Genomic DNA, 18,940 nt, shown 5'->3' on the forward strand with positions numbered 1-18,940 from the left:
AGGCTATGATTGTTACCCAAATCGATTCGGGATGGCAGATTATTAATCAGCAGGCACATGGAATGCTGGCTTTCCAGCTGGCTTTGCAGTGGAAGGTGAGCAAACGCCCCACAAACTGGATAGAGACGTTGGTTGCGTTGACGGAGCACGATGACGGACAGGATCCGTGGGAGGGGCGAAATCATCTGACAACCGCCGGTGCTCCACTCGATTTCAAACTGCTTCAGTATTCTGTTGAGCAGTGCCGAAACATGATTCAGATCGGTTTGCAGAAAAGCCGCTGGAATGCATTGATGATGTCAATGCATACGTCGTTTTTGTATGAGTCGAAACGGGGTCAGGAAAAGGAACTGGATCAGTTTCTCGACCAGCAGGTTGGTAATCAGAAGAAGTGGCGAAAGCAGTACAAAGCAACCAAGTCGGATGCTCAGTACGCGTATGCGTTTGTGCAGTGGTGCGATGCGTTATCGTTGATTCTGTGCATGGATCAGGTTCAGCCTGAAGGACGGCGTTCGGAGATCAGTCTTGGTCCGGATGGTGTATCGTACTACATTTACGAACAGGCAAATGGCTCGCTGTGTGTTGATCCGTGGCCGTTTGAGGATCCTTCGTTTACCGTTCATGTCGAAGCGTTTCAACTAACCAAGTTGGCTTTCGCTGATGACAAAGAACTGTATAATGCAATTCAGGACGCCGAAGTGATCAACAAAGAATGGAAATTCGAGAAGAAGTAACGGTAGCTTTTTCAAACGCAACGCGGGGATAGAGTATTGACTCTATCCCCGCGTTGCGTTTGAACCTGATTGTAAACGAAGCTTATTTCACGCGTAACAACACCGACGAGCGGGCTGGAACCGTAAATTCGTGGCCTCCTTTAATCGGATCAGTTTTGGGATTGACTTTGCCATCGAACGTATCGACAACAACTTCCCACGTGGACTGTTTACGACCAATCTTAGGAAGCATGAACGGAATATCTTCCCAGAACGCATTCATTACCCATAGCAGTTGCTCGTCGCCAATATCCTGGCCATCTTCGGTTTGTTCCGTCACGCGAACCCCGTCGATGAACAACGCCAGGCAATGTGTACCGGGATTGTTGAGGTCGTCGGACGTCATTTCCTGACCGTCGGGGCGCACGTAGTTAACCTGCTCATTGCCGAAAAATTTGCGTCGGCTCAAGATTGGCATTTCTTGGCGAAGTGCCGTTAACTGGCTGGTAAAGTCGAACAACGCCTGTTGTTTCTCATTCCAATGCCAGTCCATCCAGCTAATCTCACTATCCTGGTTGTAGCCATTGTTGTTACCATGCTGGGTACGACCACATTCGTCACCCATCACGATCATTGGCGTTCCCTGGCTAAGCAGCAATGTTGCCAGGAAATTACGTTTTTGCCGCTCGCGCAACGCATTGATTTCCTCATCATCTGTTGGCCCTTCAGCTCCACAGTTCCAGCTCAGGTTGTCGTTCGAGCCGTCATTGTTATCTTCACCATTGGCTTCGTTATGCTTTTCATTATAGCTCACCAGATCGTTCAGCGTGAAGCCATCGTGTGCCGTAATGAGGTTAACGCTGTTAGCCGGTGAACGGCCATCGTTGGCATACAGGTCGGGGCTGCCCAATACCCGAAGTGCCGTTTCGGCTGCCTGACCGTCATCACCTTTCCAGAAGCCACGAAGGGCATCGCGGAACTTACCGTTCCATTCTGACCAGCGAACCGGGAAGTTACCAACCTGATACGACTGAATATCCCAAGGTTCGGCAATGAGTTTCACCTGTGCCAGAATAGGATCTTGGGCTACCGTGTCGAGGAAGGAGGATACACGGCCGATTTCTTCATCCGTACGAATGAGCGCAGCGGCAAGGTCAAACCGGAATCCATCAACGTGCATCTCCGTTACCCAATAGCGCAGGCTGTCCATAACCAGTTGCAGAACACGTGGATGACTCAGGTTAAGCGTATTACCCGTACCCGTGTAATCCATGTAATACTCAGGTTGATCGCCGACCTGGTGATAATAAGCTCGGTTGTCGATTCCCTGAAACGACAGCATTGGACCAAACTGGTTGCCTTCTGCGGTGTGGTTGTACACTACGTCCAGAATAACTTCCAGTCCGGCTTTGTGCAGATTTTTGACCATCTGCTTGAATTCCGTCACCTGCTGGCCCGCCATGCCCGATGACGAATACGTATTTTGAGGAGCAAAGAAGCCGATGCTGTTATAGCCCCAATAGCTCTCATCGGTGAACTGGTGAACAGGCAAGAGTTCCACCGCCGTAATGCCCAGTTTCTTCAGATAATCGATACTTTCTTGTGAGCCCAATCCTGCGTATGTACCCCGGATGCTTTCCTCCATGGTAGGATGCAAGTGGCTGAAGCCTTTGACGTGCATCTCATACATGACCGAACGATGCAATGGAACCGAAGGAGCCTGGTCATCATCCCAGTCGAAAGCGGAGTCTACAATCACTGACTTTGGCATGGTAGGGCCGCTGTCTTCCTTACTCAGGATCAAATAACGCTCATCGGAGGTGCTTTTGTAATCGTATCCAAGCCATGAATCATCGTGATTGACCGGCGCGTTGATCGCGCGAGCGTACGGATCCAGAAGGAGCTTGTTTGGGTTGAAGAAATAGCCCGATTTTGGATCATACTCGCCATCGACACGATACCCGTAGAGCTGTCCTGGCTGTAAGCCGTCCAAATAAATGTGCCATACTAATTCCGTACGCTCGGTAAGTGGAATGCGGGCTGTTTCCCGGCTGGGATCCGCTGAATCATACAGGCAAAGGAAAGCAGCGGTGCTGTTCTCACTAAATAAGGCAAAGTTTACGCCTTCGCCATCATAAGTGGCACCAAGGGGATAAGGTTTACCTGGTTTTGATTGGACCGTCTCCTGGCCGGAGGCTTCCGATGTACGTTTACTCATAACGTTGTTTGTAGGAATGATTCATACGCCGATTAAGGCAATCTGTTTAATCGAGTCAGCGTGGCGCATTTCAATAATTGAGAGACTGACTCTACTTGAATTAACTGCCTGATAAAAGATAATGTTTTGCCTCTGAAGAGCGGTTTGTAGTATACCAGGAATTTGATAATGAGAGTTGGCAAACAAACAAAAAAGCCTGCTCCCAATGGGCGCAGGCTTTCCGATCCCACCATTCACTACACTACCAAGGCCAGTCGAGACATCGAGGCATGAGCCGAATCGATGCTCTGTTTTTGACGCAACAGTAATTCTCGGGTGCTGGCAACTAAGTCCGTTTCCTGAAGAACAGAATTGTAGTTTTCGAGGGCTTCCTGGTCACCCCGTTTGCACTCCTCGACAGTTGCTTTATCATCGTCGCTGGAAAACGTCGACTTTATATTGATCCAGGCACGGTGCAGATCAGAAGCGATACTCGTACCGTTGTCTGGTTCTCCGCCTAGGGTCCGGATTTCCCGGTCTATTTCAAGGGCAAACTCTCCGCGCTGGCGCGATTGGGCCAGAAATAAGCTTTTAAGTTCTGAGTCTTTAACGTTCTCAGCGGCTTCCTGATAGCCTTTTTCGGCATCATGGTTCCGGGTTAGCAAACGATTGAGCTGGTCTAGGATTTCTCCACGTGATTCTTTGACATCCATAACGGTTTTGATTTGGTTGTGTATTGAGTGAATTAAAAAACTGCTTAACGTTCTTGAGTATTGAGTAAATCAGAAGGGCAACGGTTCACAGTGGTCGATTACAAATCAATAGATAGATCATAAACGATTGCTGTACATTACTTGCGGGGATCATGTCCCCAATTCTTCAACGAATATTCCCAATTCGAGCCTTCGACTTTGTCTGGTTTCTGAGCACTGTGCCGTTTGACATAGCTAACGACTTTCTGCATGTGCGCATAATCATCGTCAGAAAGCTCGCCGGACTTCTTCGAGAGGATTTTGATGATCTTCTCGCCAGACTGATGACCGACGGACTCGCTGTCACCGTCTTTTTTCTGACCCACCGATTTCGACTCTTCCGTTTCCAGCCACTTCTCTATTTGAGAAGCTGACATGTTTACAACGTCGTCGAACTCGTGTTTAATCTGCTTTTTCTCTGTATCGTCAATTGCTGTCGTTGCCATACGTACCTTTATTTCTTTGTCACTTCACTGGCTGACTTTACAATCTTCTTATCGCCCTGCTTGAGAACGAGTGCGGGTTCCTCCGCCGAGCCTTTCCGCTTGACTTTCGTTCCCTGAACGGTTTTGCTAATATCTTCTTCATGAACTTCAGTAACGGTGCCTTCGGCATTACCTTTTCCGTACTTCCACTCAACTTTATCACCTTTTTGCACCGTTGCCATCGCTATCGCTTAGTTAGTTGAATCCAATTTTCCGTCTTTGGCATCACGCTGCATCTGCTTGTTGGCAGATACTGCTATGTCAACCCGACGGTTTTTCCGACGGCCAGCCTCGGTTGAATTGTCGGCGATAGGCTGTGCCTCGCCATAACCAATTTCGTCCACACGAGATGTTTTGACTCCCTGCGACTCCAGGTAACTACCGACAGCATCGGCCCGTTGGCGCGACAACTTCAGATTGAGATCATCGGAACCCGTTGCGTCGGCATGACCTTCGATCCGGATATCGGTATCTTCGTATTTGTTAAGCGTCTGGGCAAATTCTGTCAGCTGTCTTTTCGTTTCAGGCTTTAGCGTGTATGAGTTGACATCGAATAAAATATCAGAACCAAATGTGATTTTGATACCTTCACCAACCCGTTCAACCTGAGCGTTTGGCATGCTACGTTTCATCTCCTCGGCCTGTTTATCCATCTTACGGCCAATGACAGCACCCGCTGCACCACCAACCGTAGCTCCGATGATCGCACCAAGAACAGTGTTTCCTTTTGCGTATTTTTTACCAATAATACCTCCCACTAAGGCTCCACCACCAGCACCGACAGCAGCACCCTTCTGGGTCTTGTTCATGTTGTTCTTCTGAGACTTACAACTTGTGATGGTTCCGGCCGACAAAAGGCTTGCTGCTAAGAGAATGGCAAGTGTTCTCGTCCCGACTGATTTAAGCTGAACTTTCATAGTTATCGTGAATGATTGGTACTACCTGTAGATGCCCAAAAGCTATACCAGTTTAATTAAAGTTTAATAGGAGCCGGAATCTATCAAACGGTATAGCTAATGAACAGTCTTATAATCAGTTAATATACAGTGAGTTGGTAAGTACGTAAGTCCAGTGAAAAAACATTTCAGCGTTTTGAGCTGGCCGGGGATAAATAGGGTGAAGCGGGAAGCCGAATGCCTACTTTGTGGAAACGACTCCACAAATACCACACTCTTTTAGTAGAGTAATCAAATGGCCTTACCCAAGGTAGCTGTCAAGATGAGTAAGCGTTCTTATGTACAGGCTGTTAACTAGTTTTATTGCTGATAATCAGAGGTATAGGCTTTTTCGTGCGCTATGAATTTATCCAGAACAGGACAAACGAAAACACGCCGAATCGCGTTAATTTATTGGAAAGTACCTCTACAGTTTCCTTATCGCTCGTTCATGGTTACACCTAAATCGATTTTATCCCTGCTGCTGATCAGCAGTATGCTTTTCCTTGTTCCCACAAGTTGTAAACAGTCAAACGGTTCGGATCCGATAACACCCGCTCCTGCCCGTGTATTGACGAAAAGCACACTGCTTGGCACTTTCACACCCGAACAGTTACGAAGTCGCTACACCGGCTCGTCTCAGCTACTCCAGGCATTTATAAAGTTCGGCGTCAGCGTATACCGATTGGAGTACACAACGACCAATACCGATGGTAAATCCATCACGGCTTCGGGGGCGGTGGTTGTGCCAACAACGACCAATGCCACCCCGATGCTGAGTCTGCAACACGGTACAATTATTGGGGACAGTGAAGCACCATCAAATTTTAGTTCGAGTAGTGAAGTGTATACGTTCGGGACCCTGTTTGCTTCGCAGGGATACGTTATATCCGCGCCTGACTATATCGGTTATGGGGCATCGAAGGACATTCTACATACGTATGAACACCGTAAGGGCTTAGCCACTGCGTCGTTGGATATGATCCGCGCAACGCGTGATTTTCTGAGCGACAAGAGCATTAACTGGAACAAGCGGCTGTTTATCGCGGGCTACTCCGAAGGGGGGTATGCAACGCTGGCTTTGCAGAAGAAAATTGAGGAAGAAACGGGTAGCGAGTTCAATCTGGTCGCGTCGAGTTGCGGGGCAGGGGCTTACGACAAGCCCGCTTTTATGAAGCAGATCATCAACGGAACGACAAGCGGTGTGGCCAGTATCAACCGGCTTTACGTATGGGTGCTGTTAACCTACGATCGGCTTTATGGTCTTAATCGTCCGGTATCCTACTACTTCAAAGAACCGTATGCCACGCAGATCGCTACGCAGGTGGCGGCCAATAGTTTAGACATCAACATTAACGTCAGTCTGAATCAGACGTTCACGGATACGTTCAAAAAAGGAGTCATCGATGGTACCGACAATGCCTTTCTGGCTGCGGTTCAGGATAATGACATTCACGACTGGAAGCCTAAAACGCCACTCCGGCTTTATCACGGTGATGCGGACGATACGGTATTTTTCCTGAATTCGCAGAACGCTTACGACGCCATGAAGAAGCAAGGCGCTGCTAATGTACAATTGATTACCATACCCGGTGGTAATCACGCGTCGTCTATACTGCCGTACATCAGTGGTACGTACGATTTCTTTAGTTCGATTCAGTAGTAGACTAACTTCCCGATTGTAGTAAAAACGCTGCCCGAAAGACCATTCTTTCGGGCAGCGTTGCGTTTTAGCGGACCGTAACGATGGTATAAGCGGCCTGATTAGGTTGGCGCGTCCGTGAACCGATTGTAGTTTGCGTGCGATCATCGTCGTGAATGAGCAGCAGTCGGTTGGCATCCAGCGGGGTTATATCCTCGGCTTTGTGGTTCATGCGCAGGGGTTGTCCCTGTAAGTCACGGATGAGCGTGAATGGCTTGTTGGCGTAGAGGTTATCTGGACTGATTGACCACAAATACGCATCTAGTTTTCCATTGGCTTCGAGCGAGGTTACCAGCCAGAACCGGTTGCGTTTCGCATCGTACTCTAGGCTGGAAAGCGCCAATGGTTGAGGCAGACTGGGTTCCGTCAGAACGGGGTTGAAATCCGCGATTAGTTTCCAGTCATCAGCCAGGCGAATACGGGACATATCACCAGCTTTTTCGACGGTATAGGAAACGCTAACCACTTTGATCCGATGTTTAAACTCACTGTACGACTTACCCTCTTCCCGAATACCGAACAATAAGTGGCTGTCGGTAGCGGCTAGTCCTTCGACCTTGAAATAGGGGATCGAGCCGGGGAACTCATCCGTCGCCAACACCTGCGCAATCCGCTGCCGATAGGCAATAGACGTGCGACTGGTATCGTCAGGAGCCAGGACGAGCGGGTGTTCCGGGTCACCGTTTCGCCAATACAGGATGGTATTGTAGCCGTCCCAGTCGTGACTGCCGGGCTTTACCCGATCGAAAGCGGTGGTTAGCAAGACAAATTTTCCGTCCGGTGTGCGGGCAAAATCTTCATATTTTCGAGCCGCTGCAAAAGCCGGATTTGTCAGATAGGTCGGTGGTTTGGTCGAGTCGGCCCGTGTTACCAGTGGTTTTGTGAAAACCGGACTCAGCCCGGCAGGCATATCTTTGTCATTCGCGATCAACAGGTTGCTACCGTCGAACAGTACGGCTGACGCTTCGCACCAAACGGGTTGGCCATTCAGGGAAGTACCTGCCGTGAAGCAATTTAACAAGCCCTCTTCGGTGATGGAAGCCGTAGTCGGCGCGGTATTAGTGGGTAATTTTGTCGTTCTACAACTACAGGAAAACCCAATGATTACCAGCAGTATGGCCGGTATTCGGTAAGTCATAAACTGAATGGTTTGGTTAGATCGTGGACAGTTCGGCTATCAGCACTAATCGATCAATTAGTGCTGGCCGTTTAGCGAATGGCCAACATCCGGCAGCCAAAATTCGGAAAAATTAGCGAGCCAGCAAACGAAGCGACTACTGACGCAGAACGAATCCTACGCCGTGCACATTGTCGATCCGGATGCCGGGAGTATTCGCGAGTCGTTTGCGAAGTCGGGAGATGAACACATCAAGGCTGCGACCCATAAAATAATCGTCGTCACCCCAAACCGCCCGCAGCAGTTCATCCCGCCGGACAAGCACATTGGGATGGGCGAGCAGATAGGCCATTACATCGGCTTCGCGATGCGTAAGGATTTGCGTTTGCCCATTGAGCGTAAGGGTTAGATTCGGATAGTCGAGCAGGACAGAGGCCAGCGCCTTCGGTTCCGTTATCGGTGCCGTTCGGCGAAGAAACACGTTGATTTTCAGGATCAGTTCTTCGATGCTGAACGGTTTGGTCAGGTAATCGTCGGCACCAAGCCGAAGTCCCTCCAGGCGATCGTCCTTGTTGGCCAGCGCACTCAGGAACAGAATCGGAATCCGCGCGTTGATGGCCCTGATTTGGCGCGCCAACGTAAATCCGTCGCTCTGTGGTAGCATCACATCCAGCAGGCATATGTCAAATCGCTCGGTCTGAAAAGTAACCCAGGCGTCGACACCATTGATGCAGTGCGTCACCGCAAACGGCACATTTTCGAGCGTATCCCGAATCACAAAACCGAGATTAACGTCATCTTCAACGAACAGAATGCGGGCCGGTGTCAAGGTCGTAGTAGAGGGAAAAGTCGCGTATAAACCCGTAACAGCGCAAACCGGGAAGCAATCGACGTAAGCCGGGCGAGGGCAATTCGTTCGCTGATGACGAACGTACTGCCCTCGCCCGGCTTACTAGTCAGCGTAAGGGTCCAGCCATGCGCCCGAATGATCTGTCGAACATAATACAAACCCAGCCCGAAGCCTTTCACGGTATGCGTATGACCGGACTGTACGCGAAAAAATTGCCTGAAAATAGCCTGCTGGTGTTCGGGTGCAATCCCCATCCCGTTATCACCCACCGACCAGCGTAATGTACCCCGTTCGGTGTGGGTGTGCAGAACGATGCAGGGTGGTTTGTCGCAATATTTTAACGCGTTGTCGATCAGGTTATTCAGCATCGTTTCCAGATGATAGCGATCCGCCCGGATGATGGGATTAGTCGCAGTTAGATCGAGTTCGATGTGGGGCGCAAACGCAGTGGCCGCAGCGGTCATGATCTCGTGCAGATCAACGGTTGTTAACTCCAGTAGAAAGCCGTTACGCTCGGAGCGGGCCAATTGCAATACGTTACTTACCTGCTTCTGCAGTCGCTGGCTTTCTTCGCTCAACACGCGGGCATACTGTTTGAGTCGATCGGGTTGCTGCGTAATCGTGTCGGATTGCAGCACATCAGCCGCGATCCGAATGGTTGAAACGGGCGTCTGTAACTCATGCGTGATGTTGTTGATAAAGTCGCGCTGCACCTCGGTCAGCCGCCGTTGTTTAAGGACCACAATCAGTGTGTAGCCGAAGAAGACAACCACCAGCAACACCGCTACCGTTGACCACACCCATCCACTCAACTGGCCCGCGACAAAACCCGACTGGTTCGGAAAACGAATGCCGAAATAATAGGTGTACCGGGCTGATTTGGGGAAATTACGGCTCTTCTTAACCGTCGTGCTGCCGGTGCTGACATAAGCGCCGTAAACCATCCGATCGCTCTCGCAATTGTAGATGCCGTACTCAAAATCAGTGATGAGATTATGCTGTTGTAGCGATTTCTGGATAAACGATTCGAGGGTTACCGGATCGATAGGTGCGTCGGTATTAACGATAAAATAGTCTGCCGAAAGTTGCGTGACGGCGTACCGGTTCAACGTAAACCGGTTCAGCCGTGCTACCTCGTCGGCTACGTCCTGCAAGGCAATAAAGGCTGATTGCCGAAACTGTCGCTCTCGAAGGGCATAGGCACTACGCACCCACACGGCTTGCACGGCCAGAATGCCAATGATGGACAACACCGAAAGAACAACCAGCAGACGAAGACGGGACATGCTTTGACGAGTAGACAGTCGAATACGGATTCCTGCTTGTAAAGTACGGCTTATTCACGCATTCGCTCAATACCTCAATCGCTCAATTCGGCTTCGTTAACAACTCATTAACAAACGTTAGGAATCGCTTAACAGGCGGTTGGTCATCGATGGTGTAGGTTTGTTGCGTCGTTCGGGTGAGCGGCAAGTGAGGTTACAAACCCTAAAAATCAATTGTATTTATGAAACGTATCCTGTTTTTTGGTTCACTGGTTGTGTTGCTGGCTTCGGTAGCGATGGTTGCTCCGTCGGCGTTGTTTACCTGGAATAAATCAACGCATGATTTTGGGAAGATAGCCCAGGGCAAGCCCGTCACGGCTGATTTTACGTTTAAGAACAAAGGCGAATTACCGCTTATTATTAACCGTGCTCAAGGCTCCTGCGGGTGTACGGGGGTCGATTATCCGAAAGCCGCTATTGCTCCTGGTCAGTCAGGAACGATCAAGGCGACGTTCAACGCGGCTTCGGCAGGGGCGTTTAATAAAACCGTAACGGTGGAGTCCAATGCCGAAGGCGGTGCGCAGACTCTTTACATCAAAGGCGAGGTTGTAAAGGAACCAGCGTCAGCTCAGTAAAACAGCCAGCGGAATGGGTTGCTAATGCATACGCCGTATCTTCAAGATACGGCGTATGCATTAGCAACCCATTCCGCTGATTACAGAAAAACGGTTGATTTACTCTTTCGGAGAATCACTCATGTTGGGTCCGTATTTCATCTCACCACGGTCCTTCTCAACGGCTGAACGCCCTTCTTTCATCCAGATTGGCATGGGAGCATCTTTGAGGTAGTAATCAAAGAACTGATAGAGCCGGATGCTTAAATCTTTGGCGTTATGACGCTGGGTCAGGTTATGGCCTTCCCCATTGTAGACCAGCATCCAGACGGGCTTGTTCAACCGGCGCAGGGCCGAAAACAACTCGATACCCTGATACCAGGGGACGGCTCCGTCGGCGTCATTGTGGGTCATCATCAGGGGCGTTTCGATGCGGTTGGCAAAGAACAACGGCGAGTTCTCGATGTAATTCATTGGTTTGTCCCACAGCGTACCACCGATGCGGCTCTGCGTTTTTTCGTACTGGAAGGCCCGGCTAATGCCTGTTTCCCAGCGAATTCCACCGTAGGCCGAGGTCATGTTGGCAACGGGGGCACCCGCTTCGGCGGCCCGGAACAGGTTGGTGCGGGTGATGATGTAGGCCGTCTGGTAACCACCCCAGCTCTGCCCCTGAATGCCGAGTCTATCGCGGTCAACGAACCCTTTATCGAGCAGGCTCAGCACACCGGGAACAATACAATCATACGCATTCGGTCCTGGCTGTCCGGTCGTGTACACGATGTCCGGCACGAAGACCAGATACCCATTCGAGACGCAGTACGGTATATTGATCGTTGAGCGGCTGGGCGATGGAGCCCGATAATCATTGAGCGTTTCGGCGTTTCGTTCGTAGAAATACGTTAGCATCGGATATTTCTTGGCTGGGTCAAAACCTTCTGGCTTAAAGAGTAATCCTTCCAGCTTGATCCCGTTCGTACCGATCCATTTTACGATTTCCACGGAGCCCCAGCGGATGCTGTCCTGTTGCGGATTAACGCGGGTCAATTGCACCGGCGAGGCCAGGGTCGTATCTATCTGAAAGAGATTGATCGGCTCCTGATAATTACCCCGATAAAAGGTCATTACTGGCGCATTTTTGGCCTTATTCAAACCGAAATAGCGGTGGTTGCTGCGGGTCAATACCGTTGGTTCGGTCACGGCAAGGCCATTCTTGCTCTTTAGAATGCCTGTTGCCTTATCACTTTCCCAAACGCCCGTCAGAAATAATTCAGACTTAGGATCGATCGATTTTTCTGCCGAACGCCGGTTGAATGACATGTCGTCATCATCGTCGATCTCCGCGCGACGCAACCGGATTTTGTTCTTACGGCCCCAGCCAGCAGTCAGGTTGGTGGGTTTCTCGCGGCCCGTGGGGTCGATTTGCCAGATATCGTAGCGATCGTAGAGCCAGAGGTAGCGGTCGCCGGACGTCCAGCCTGCTGATCCATAGGCACCCGGAAGGTTGGGCGTATCGTGCTCTTCGTCAAAAAACTTACTGGGCAAGCCGCGTGTCAGGTCCAGGCGTTTACCATCCATGACCGACCACGCCCGCCAGAGCGAATCGCGCTCATCGAACCAGTACGCATAGTTACCCTCGGGTGAAAGGCGGGGCTGCGAAGCCATTACATCGTTGGCAATCCGCTTTTTAGTGCCGGTCTGGGTGTCGATCAGATACAGATCCGTATGGCCGGGGTCCCACGATGCCTGTACCTGATAGGGGAGGTCGCTCAGGCCCAGCAGGTAGCGGGTGTTCTTCTTTTCATCAAACGTAACGGTCGGCACTTCCCGGTTGGCCAGGGGAATTACCTTGCCCGAAGTGAGGTCATACAGCGTGAGAAAACCGCGTTCTTTCTCTTCCTTGAGCCGACGTTGCTGCATGGGTTGCAGGCGACTGTCAGTCCAGGTCCAGATATCCATTTTTACTTTCTCATCGTCGGGCGTCAGCGTATCTTTCGTTGGTTTTGGCGCGATAGGGGATGTTGAGAAGTAGAGCCTTTTCCCGTCGCTCGCAAACTTGGGTTCACGAAATTCATTCACCGACCAGCCTTTGGGCAGTGCGGTTGTCAGGGTGTCGGCAATCACGCGAAAGGGTGGTTCGACCGAAGCAGTTTTACTTTTTTTACCTTTTGCCGGAGTCGCTGATGACAAATTTTTGTAGTAGAGCGAGAACACTTTTACGTCGGCACCCGCGCTATCGGCGGAGGCCATCCACGCCAGTTGATCGCCCGTTTTGTCGATCGCCAGCCCTTTGTAGATCTTTCGTTTCGAACTGGTATCGACCAGCATTGTCTGGCCATTGATCGTGTTGAACAGGAACACCCCAGGCACCGCATTATCGCCCGTTTTCAGCGAGTCATTCGCCGATTCCTTACTGTAGAATACCGTATGCCCATTGTCGGAAATAACCACATTAGAGACGAAGCGGACGGTTTTGCGGGTACCATCGGCCATGTTCAGAAGGGTCAGATCGTCACCTTTCGGCTTTTTGACGGATCCCTTCCGGGTAGCTACGGTCGTTGTCGAAATCGGGGCCGATGGCGTCAACGTATCTTTTGTCGTCATCATCGGCTTAGCCACGGGTGCTTCTTTGGTGTCCCGGCGTTCCTGCACAATAGCCAGCCAGGAACCTGCCTCTTTTCCGAAGGCAAATGATTTGACGTTCGGTAGTTTTGTTGGCTTACCCGTTGCCAGATTCAAGGCCAATAAGCTATCTTTCGGCATTTCGTCCGGCTTTCTCTTTTTTAATTTGGCTTTTTTTGTATCAGCCGCCTTCGCTTTTAGTTTCATTACCAGAAACTTGCTGTCGGGCGTAAACTGAGCCATGTACCCTCTTGGGAAGACGTAGCGGGTTCGATTGGTGGCGGAGCCGGTGCTGACCACTTCCAGCCGGCCATCACCTTCCTGTGGGTCAATCTGATAAGCGATCCAGCGGCCATCGTTGGATAATTTTTCGAGCCGCACGCCTTGCCAGCGGTCGTAGTCTGAGGCATTCAGCGGTCGTTTCTGATTTTGGGCAATCAGAGAACCCGAGAGGAGTAAACAGAATAAAAGTTGATTGAAGCGACACATAAAGGAGAAACGTTAACAACCAACGAAAATACGGAGAAATGGGCCATATTAAAGGGATTATTGCGTGAATTATCGTTCGATTATGAGAATTGTACTACTATTGATCATTTGTTTACCTTTTTGCTCATTCGGTCAGAAGGAAACTAAACTTAAAGAAGAACTGGATAGCATGTACGTGCTGGACCAGCGCAACCGGCAACTGTTGACGAAGCTTGGCAATAACAGGCCACTAAGCGATAGCTTGAGCGCGGTGTACAAGACAACACGCATCAAACTGGCGAGTATGCTCTGGGCTGAGCAGGCTAAAATTGATACCAGTAACCTCCACCGGGTTGTGGCGCTGATGAATGAGCATGGCTATCCAGGCAAAACGCTGGTTGGTACACCCACAAACGAGTTTGCTTTTTATATTCTTCAGCATGCCCGTCAGGTGGATGCCTATTTGCCGGCCGTGAAAAAAGCCGCCGAGTCTGGTGAGCTGCCTCTGTACCACTACGCGCTGATGCTCGATCAGTCGCTGATGCGCGCCGGGAAGCCGCAGATGTACGGTTCGCAGGTGACGTGTAAGCCAATCAAAGGGTCGGCGCAGTCGCGTTGTTTTGTGTGGCCCATCGATGACTACCGAGGTGTAAACGAACGGCGCAAACAGGCTGGCTTTCCGCTCACCGTTGCCGAAAACGCGAATCGGGTGAATGCGTCGTATGATCCGGCCCTGACGATTGAGCTTATGCGTAAAACATACCGTTTGGACTGATGAAGGTCTAGCCGTTGATCGTGTTACTTACAGGGACGTTGCTGCTTTAAGCAGCTTATTGTTATCGTGTCTGCTGAGTTCGGGCCAGGCGCCGAGTGGGTCGATGAGTACGGCTCTCGCTGTTGGTAGCGCAGGGAGCGAAACCTCTGGTTTGTCTGGGTTGGGATGGGCAAGCTGGCGGTATATCTCCCGTCCCTGCTCATCCACTACAACAAGGGGAACAAAATCATTAATGGGTATGTAGTGCCGTTGACCATCAGTGTTTTCGCGCCATTTGGTCGCGAAAACACTGATGGTCATTCTATCGGGTAGCGCAGCAATGCGTCCCACCTTAAAATCAAACCACAGTTGATCACTGAGATAGGTAGTCAAATAGTGAAGTGAATCGGGGAGGTTGTTTGCCAGCGTATTGGCAAAGGCGCTGGCCGTTGCTGAACCGGGTTTTTGAACCGCCTGCCTATAAAATTGAGCGATTGTCAGGCTAAGCGGTTTACTGCCCCATATCTGACCAATGCTGTTCAGGGCAAGGGCTGCCCGACCGTATTCCAGTGCATCGTTGCCAGTGGATTTCAATACCGGAACCTCCGGTTTATGAATACGGTTCCGGTTCCGTACATACAAAGCTTTGCGCTGTAGAAGCCGCTGCGTCAGTCGGTCGGTTCCGTATTGTCTGGAAATTATGTCCAGGGCCAAATAGTCGGCCAGACTCTGGCGAACGAAACCCTCGCCCGGCTGATGCGATGGCTGAATGCGATGAACTAGCCACTGCCTGAACACTTCTCGTGAAACCAGATAGTCAATATGGTCCAGCTTCTCGGGCTGTCGATAATCGGCTGTCCAGCCTTGTTTCTCGGAGATGGCAATCTGACCCGGCTTTGACCAGATGGGAGCAGAGCCAGTAGGCACTTCCAGAATCTCAAGGGAGGGATAAGGATAATGACCAAACAATCGTTCGCCTTTGTGGATGGCGAATTGAACGGCATTCCGTAGTTGTCGTACCTGATAAGGGTGGTGGTATTTTATCTGAACACGAATGACTTCACCGGATACTGACTGAACCAGAATAATTTGGCGGTTATACGTAATGGCTGTTTGAGCCATCGCAGCCTGTTGTCGGCGCGTCTAGAGTTGAAGGGAGAAAAAAAGTACAAACAGCACCAGGAACAAGCTTACCAAACCATAACACCAACTAAATCGTGAAGACCACTGTTTGAAGCGCAATGGTAAACTGTCAGGCAAACCACGATTCCAACCCAGAACAGAGCCAATAACCAACAAACCCGCCACGCCCCACCAAATGAGGTGTACCGTGGGCCGGACAGGCATGTTTGCGCCGTAGCCGATCAACTCAGAATAGCGACTGGAGCCGGGGAGGAACGAATATAGACAGGTGAAATCAGCGTGTGCACCAAACTGATAAACGAGGGTCAAGGTCAGGAAAATGAAGACGTTGACTAGGTGGCAGATAACGCGGTTGTTGGTCAGCACCGCAACCAGCGATGCGAGAGCAATCAGTTGGCAGTACCGCATAAAACCATCTAAGAGCAAATCGGATGCATATTGGCCCCAGTCGATACGGTAAAATCCCTGGCCCAGCTGTATGCCGATACCGGTGAGAAAGAGGACAAACGTCAAGATGATCGCTGAGCCAGCCAGCACCAGTAGTTTGGAAACAAACAGCACTGAATCAGGCTGAGGCAGGGCATCGTAAATAGGCCAGAAACCGGTTGTGCGTTCCGTAAAAATCAACTCTCCGGTCATGAGGACTAAAAATAGACCGATAAATAAACCCATCGGCAGACGTAGCGCCGTCATGCGCGATGTGATAGGCAACTCCGGAAAATCAGGATTTACCGTAAAAACGGTTGCCAGCAACACCGCCAGAACAACCAGCAAACCAGTTGTAATCTGAAACGAAGGCTGCCGCTCCAAATTCACGAACTCCAGTCTGGCTAAATGTAGCGTGGTTCGCCAGCGCGCCCGCCAATCAAAACGCAAGCGTACGGCTGGAACAGCGTAGGCGTTCACTACGGGGTCGGCTGGTTTGTCGGTCGTGGATGCCCTGGCCGCCTGATCATTGCGGAACGTATCGAATGAGAAGTGGGCTTCTGCCTGAGCCAGCATACCTAACGCCAGCCCAATCCATAACAAACGGTTAATGAAAAGCAGGTCAGAGAACGTGAGCAGGTCCGTATCGGTGGTCATGCTATCAATGGAATCCCGAACCATAGCAACGCCAAACGGATCGAGCAAAAGCCAGATGTCGGCGTTGAACTGGGTTGTTCTGTCGGATTCAGCCAGTATGAAGTACAGAACGGCCAGAAAAAGAACGACATAAGCGCCCATACACTTCGAAAAAAAACAGTCAGCGACAAGGTGATGCTGACAAGGATAAAGCAGTTTAGGGCTACTAGCCGAATAAAACCGTCGATTAAGGCTTCCCCGGAAATAGTGGTTACAGCGTGTGTGTAGACGATTGAATAGAGCAGTGCCCCGATCGGGTAAAAGGCAGCCAGGGTGAGGGCCGTTGCGTATGTTCCTGAAAACCGACCCGCAAAGTGCGTTCGGCTGGTTATGGGTAAGGTATACAGGAGGGAGGTTGTGTTAAACTCATTATCTTTCGTCAGCGATTGGCCAGCGAGTAGGACTGTAATGAACGCTACGACCGCTCCGAAGGAAGAAAGAACGTGATAAGTACCTGCCGCTGGACTGGCAACTGGAAATAGGACTTCCTGTTGATAGCCTGACCAAATGCCCTGCCCCAAAACCAGCGCCACAAATAGATAAAATGTTGGCTGGCGGAGGTTATACGAGTACTCAAAGCGGGCAATGGTCAGGAGTGGATTCATAAGGTCCACAAGATACGTAACAGCGTAATTAAGTCAATTAAAATCAGGATCTTGAAGACATGCCTGAACTTACGCCCGAACCAGCTCGGCCAGGCCCACGCCCGAGTCGGCGGCACCGTAATAGACCCAGATACGACCGTCGGGCCACTGAACCCATCCGTTCGAGAAGACGACATTCGGGAAGAATCCTTCGCGTTCCCAGGCTAGTTCGGGCGTCAGCAGGGGGGCGTCGGATCGGTCGAGCACCGTTGCCGGATCGTTTTTGTCGAGCAGAGCCAGGGCCAGTGAATAGGCGTGGGTCGGGTCGGCACCGTGGTAGCACAAAAGCCAGCCTTCGTCGGTCAGGATTGGCTCAGGTCCGGCACCAATTTTGCCGCCTTCCCACGCAAACGGGTTGTCGGGTAAGCCGCGACCGCCAAACAGAAACCGGTGATTTCCCCAGTGAATGCCGTCTTCCGATTCCGCCAGCCAGATCGATGGTTTACCAATGTCCGACACCATAGGCCGGTGCAGAAGCATGTATTTACCGTTGATCTTCTGCGGAAACAGAGCGACATCTTTATTGGGTGGCGGTAAGATCATGCCGATACGCTCAACCGTTTTGAAATCGGTCGTTACGGCCAGTCCCACACCCGGACCATGTTCCGACACGGCTGTATACGTAATCCAGTACTTACCGTCCAGAAACGTGATGCGGGCGTCTTCGACACCAAACGATTCGTCCATCCGGGCGGGAAACAGGAACGGCTCGTCATCGATGGTGAAGTGAATGCCGTCGCTGCTGCGGGCGATACGCAGATGGCTTAATGACGTTAGATAAACTTTACCGTCCAGTGGGACCACGCGCGGATCGTAGGGATCACTGGGTTCATCAAACTGCTTTACGGTTAGCCCCAGAACACCATCCTGCTCTTCGATGAGCGGTATATTGATGCGCCCTGCTTCCAGAGCTGGTGCTTCGGCCACCCGTAGGAGCAAAATAACCTCATCGCCGAAAAGACAGGCCGCTGGATTAAAGGCACCCAGAACGTTGAATCCATCGACAGAGGGTTTAACATCGCTCGTTTTTAGAATGGGCTGGTCGGATAATCGGCGGAGTTGATAATTTTTCATCGGGATTTTTTAGGTTCACCGGCCTGTAGTTTACTGTGTATCACCCATACACGGCTCGCTCAGCGCCATAAATTGATCAACTCAAAATTTGAGGTGGTGTTTATGTGCGATTAGTCAATAAATTTACGGCGCGGCCAAACATCCGGCAAATAGCCGCGTTATGACGATTGAAATCACTTAACAGACATTTCCAACCATGATTTACCAGCCAACGTTTGATCAGGACGAAGACGTGCTGATGTTGAACCCTGACCCTGAAACTGCCGCCTTCGACGACGATGAGGACGACTTCGACGGAGCTGAATTTGATGAACTGGGCACTGGAGCTGCCAGTGGCTATGGTGAAGACGATTTAGCCGATATCGAAGACGAGTTCAGCGAAGATGACATCGACCTGGACGAGGATCTGGACGATGACAGTATCGAAGACGACCTGGACGACGACAGCATGGAGTAAACCCCACTCTACGTTACATTAACCCTTTA

Annotated in this window: 18 protein-coding genes; 5 read left to right on the forward strand and 13 right to left on the reverse strand. The window is 50.7% G+C overall.

Annotation, left to right across the window (positions count from 1 at the left end; all coding sequences use genetic code 11):
- Window positions 1–5 precede the first annotated feature (5 nt).
- Window positions 6–734 (forward strand): DUF3891 family protein, encoded by a 729-nt coding sequence (locus GK091_RS20850; RefSeq protein WP_164041812.1) that lies wholly within the window; start codon window positions 6–8, stop codon window positions 732–734.
- 82 nt (window positions 735–816) lie between these two features.
- Here the strand turns inward: GK091_RS20850 and glgX are convergent, their stop codons facing one another.
- The 5 genes from glgX to GK091_RS20875 form a co-directional block, all read right to left on the reverse strand.
- A complete protein-coding gene (glgX, locus tag GK091_RS20855; RefSeq protein ID WP_164041813.1) occupies window positions 817–2,931 on the reverse strand; it encodes a glycogen debranching protein GlgX in 2,115 nt (704 codons plus the stop codon).
- A gap of 236 nt (window positions 2,932–3,167) precedes the next feature.
- Complete coding sequence (locus GK091_RS20860; RefSeq protein WP_164041814.1) at window positions 3,168–3,623, reverse strand: ferritin-like domain-containing protein; 456 nt, start codon at window positions 3,621–3,623, stop codon at window positions 3,168–3,170.
- A gap of 137 nt (window positions 3,624–3,760) precedes the next feature.
- On the reverse strand, window positions 3,761–4,108 hold the full coding sequence (locus GK091_RS20865) for a DUF3140 domain-containing protein (protein WP_164041815.1): 348 nt from the start codon (window positions 4,106–4,108) through the stop codon (window positions 3,761–3,763).
- An 8-nt stretch (window positions 4,109–4,116) separates the two neighbouring features.
- On the reverse strand, window positions 4,117–4,329 hold the full coding sequence (locus tag GK091_RS20870; RefSeq protein ID WP_164041816.1) for a hypervirulence associated TUDOR domain-containing protein: 213 nt from the start codon (window positions 4,327–4,329) through the stop codon (window positions 4,117–4,119).
- Window positions 4,330–4,338: 9 nt separating this feature from the next.
- A complete protein-coding gene (locus tag GK091_RS20875) occupies window positions 4,339–5,064 on the reverse strand; it encodes an OmpA family protein (RefSeq protein ID WP_164041817.1) in 726 nt (241 codons plus the stop codon).
- A gap of 469 nt (window positions 5,065–5,533) precedes the next feature.
- Between GK091_RS20875 and GK091_RS20880 the strand changes: the two genes are divergently transcribed.
- Window positions 5,534–6,745, forward strand: a complete 1,212-nt coding sequence (locus tag GK091_RS20880) for an alpha/beta hydrolase family protein (RefSeq protein WP_164041818.1) — start codon at window positions 5,534–5,536, stop codon at window positions 6,743–6,745.
- Window positions 6,746–6,812: 67 nt separating this feature from the next.
- On the opposite strand, the gene GK091_RS20885 is transcribed toward GK091_RS20880, so the two are convergent.
- From GK091_RS20885 to GK091_RS20895, 3 genes are all read right to left on the reverse strand, one after another.
- Entirely contained in the window at window positions 6,813–7,922 is a 1,110-nt protein-coding gene (locus tag GK091_RS20885; protein ID WP_164041819.1) for a hypothetical protein, read from the reverse strand.
- Window positions 7,923–8,058: 136 nt separating this feature from the next.
- A complete protein-coding gene (locus GK091_RS20890) occupies window positions 8,059–8,730 on the reverse strand; it encodes a response regulator transcription factor (RefSeq protein ID WP_164041820.1) in 672 nt (223 codons plus the stop codon).
- A complete protein-coding gene (locus GK091_RS20895) occupies window positions 8,727–10,037 on the reverse strand; it encodes a sensor histidine kinase (protein ID WP_164041821.1) in 1,311 nt (436 codons plus the stop codon). The genes GK091_RS20890 and GK091_RS20895 overlap by 4 nt, the downstream gene beginning before the upstream one ends.
- Window positions 10,038–10,258: 221 nt before the next feature.
- Here GK091_RS20895 and GK091_RS20900 point away from each other — a divergent pair, with 221 nt between their 5' ends.
- Window positions 10,259–10,651, forward strand: a complete 393-nt coding sequence (locus GK091_RS20900; protein ID WP_164041822.1) for a DUF1573 domain-containing protein — start codon at window positions 10,259–10,261, stop codon at window positions 10,649–10,651.
- Between the two features lie 99 nt (window positions 10,652–10,750).
- Here GK091_RS20900 and GK091_RS20905 read toward each other — a convergent pair whose 3' ends face one another.
- On the reverse strand, window positions 10,751–13,738 hold the full coding sequence (locus GK091_RS20905; RefSeq protein ID WP_164041823.1) for a S9 family peptidase: 2,988 nt from the start codon (window positions 13,736–13,738) through the stop codon (window positions 10,751–10,753).
- Between the two features lie 82 nt (window positions 13,739–13,820).
- On the opposite strand from GK091_RS20905, the gene GK091_RS20910 reads away from it, so the two are divergent.
- On the forward strand, window positions 13,821–14,492 hold the full coding sequence (locus GK091_RS20910) for a DUF6624 domain-containing protein (RefSeq protein WP_164041824.1): 672 nt from the start codon (window positions 13,821–13,823) through the stop codon (window positions 14,490–14,492).
- 27 nt (window positions 14,493–14,519) lie between these two features.
- Here the strand turns inward: GK091_RS20910 and GK091_RS20915 are convergent, their stop codons facing one another.
- The 4 genes from GK091_RS20915 to GK091_RS20925 all read right to left on the reverse strand — a co-directional run bounded on the left by GK091_RS20915 (window position 14,520) and on the right by GK091_RS20925 (window position 18,454).
- On the reverse strand, window positions 14,520–15,593 hold the full coding sequence (locus GK091_RS20915; protein WP_164041825.1) for a gluzincin family metallopeptidase: 1,074 nt from the start codon (window positions 15,591–15,593) through the stop codon (window positions 14,520–14,522).
- A gap of 21 nt (window positions 15,594–15,614) precedes the next feature.
- Window positions 15,615–16,721, reverse strand: a complete 1,107-nt coding sequence (locus GK091_RS20920; RefSeq protein ID WP_317166344.1) for an ABC transporter permease — start codon at window positions 16,719–16,721, stop codon at window positions 15,615–15,617.
- Window positions 16,694–17,341, reverse strand: a complete 648-nt coding sequence (locus GK091_RS29630) for an ABC transporter permease (protein ID WP_246202338.1) — start codon at window positions 17,339–17,341, stop codon at window positions 16,694–16,696. Before GK091_RS29630 ends, GK091_RS20920 begins: the two co-directional genes overlap by 28 nt.
- 69 nt (window positions 17,342–17,410) lie before the next feature.
- Window positions 17,411–18,454, reverse strand: a complete 1,044-nt coding sequence (locus GK091_RS20925) for a glycoside hydrolase family 130 protein (protein WP_164041827.1) — start codon at window positions 18,452–18,454, stop codon at window positions 17,411–17,413.
- A 196-nt stretch (window positions 18,455–18,650) separates the two neighbouring features.
- Between GK091_RS20925 and GK091_RS20930 the strand changes: the two genes are divergently transcribed.
- Window positions 18,651–18,911 carry an adhesin gene (locus GK091_RS20930; protein WP_164041828.1) on the forward strand — a complete coding sequence of 87 codons (261 nt, stop codon included), beginning with the start codon at window positions 18,651–18,653 and terminating at the stop codon, window positions 18,909–18,911.
- The last annotated feature ends 29 nt before the right edge of the window (window positions 18,912–18,940 follow it).

It is taken from the genome of Spirosoma agri, assembly GCF_010747415.1.
GTDB classification, from domain to species: Bacteria; Bacteroidota; Bacteroidia; order Cytophagales; family Spirosomataceae; genus Spirosoma; species Spirosoma agri.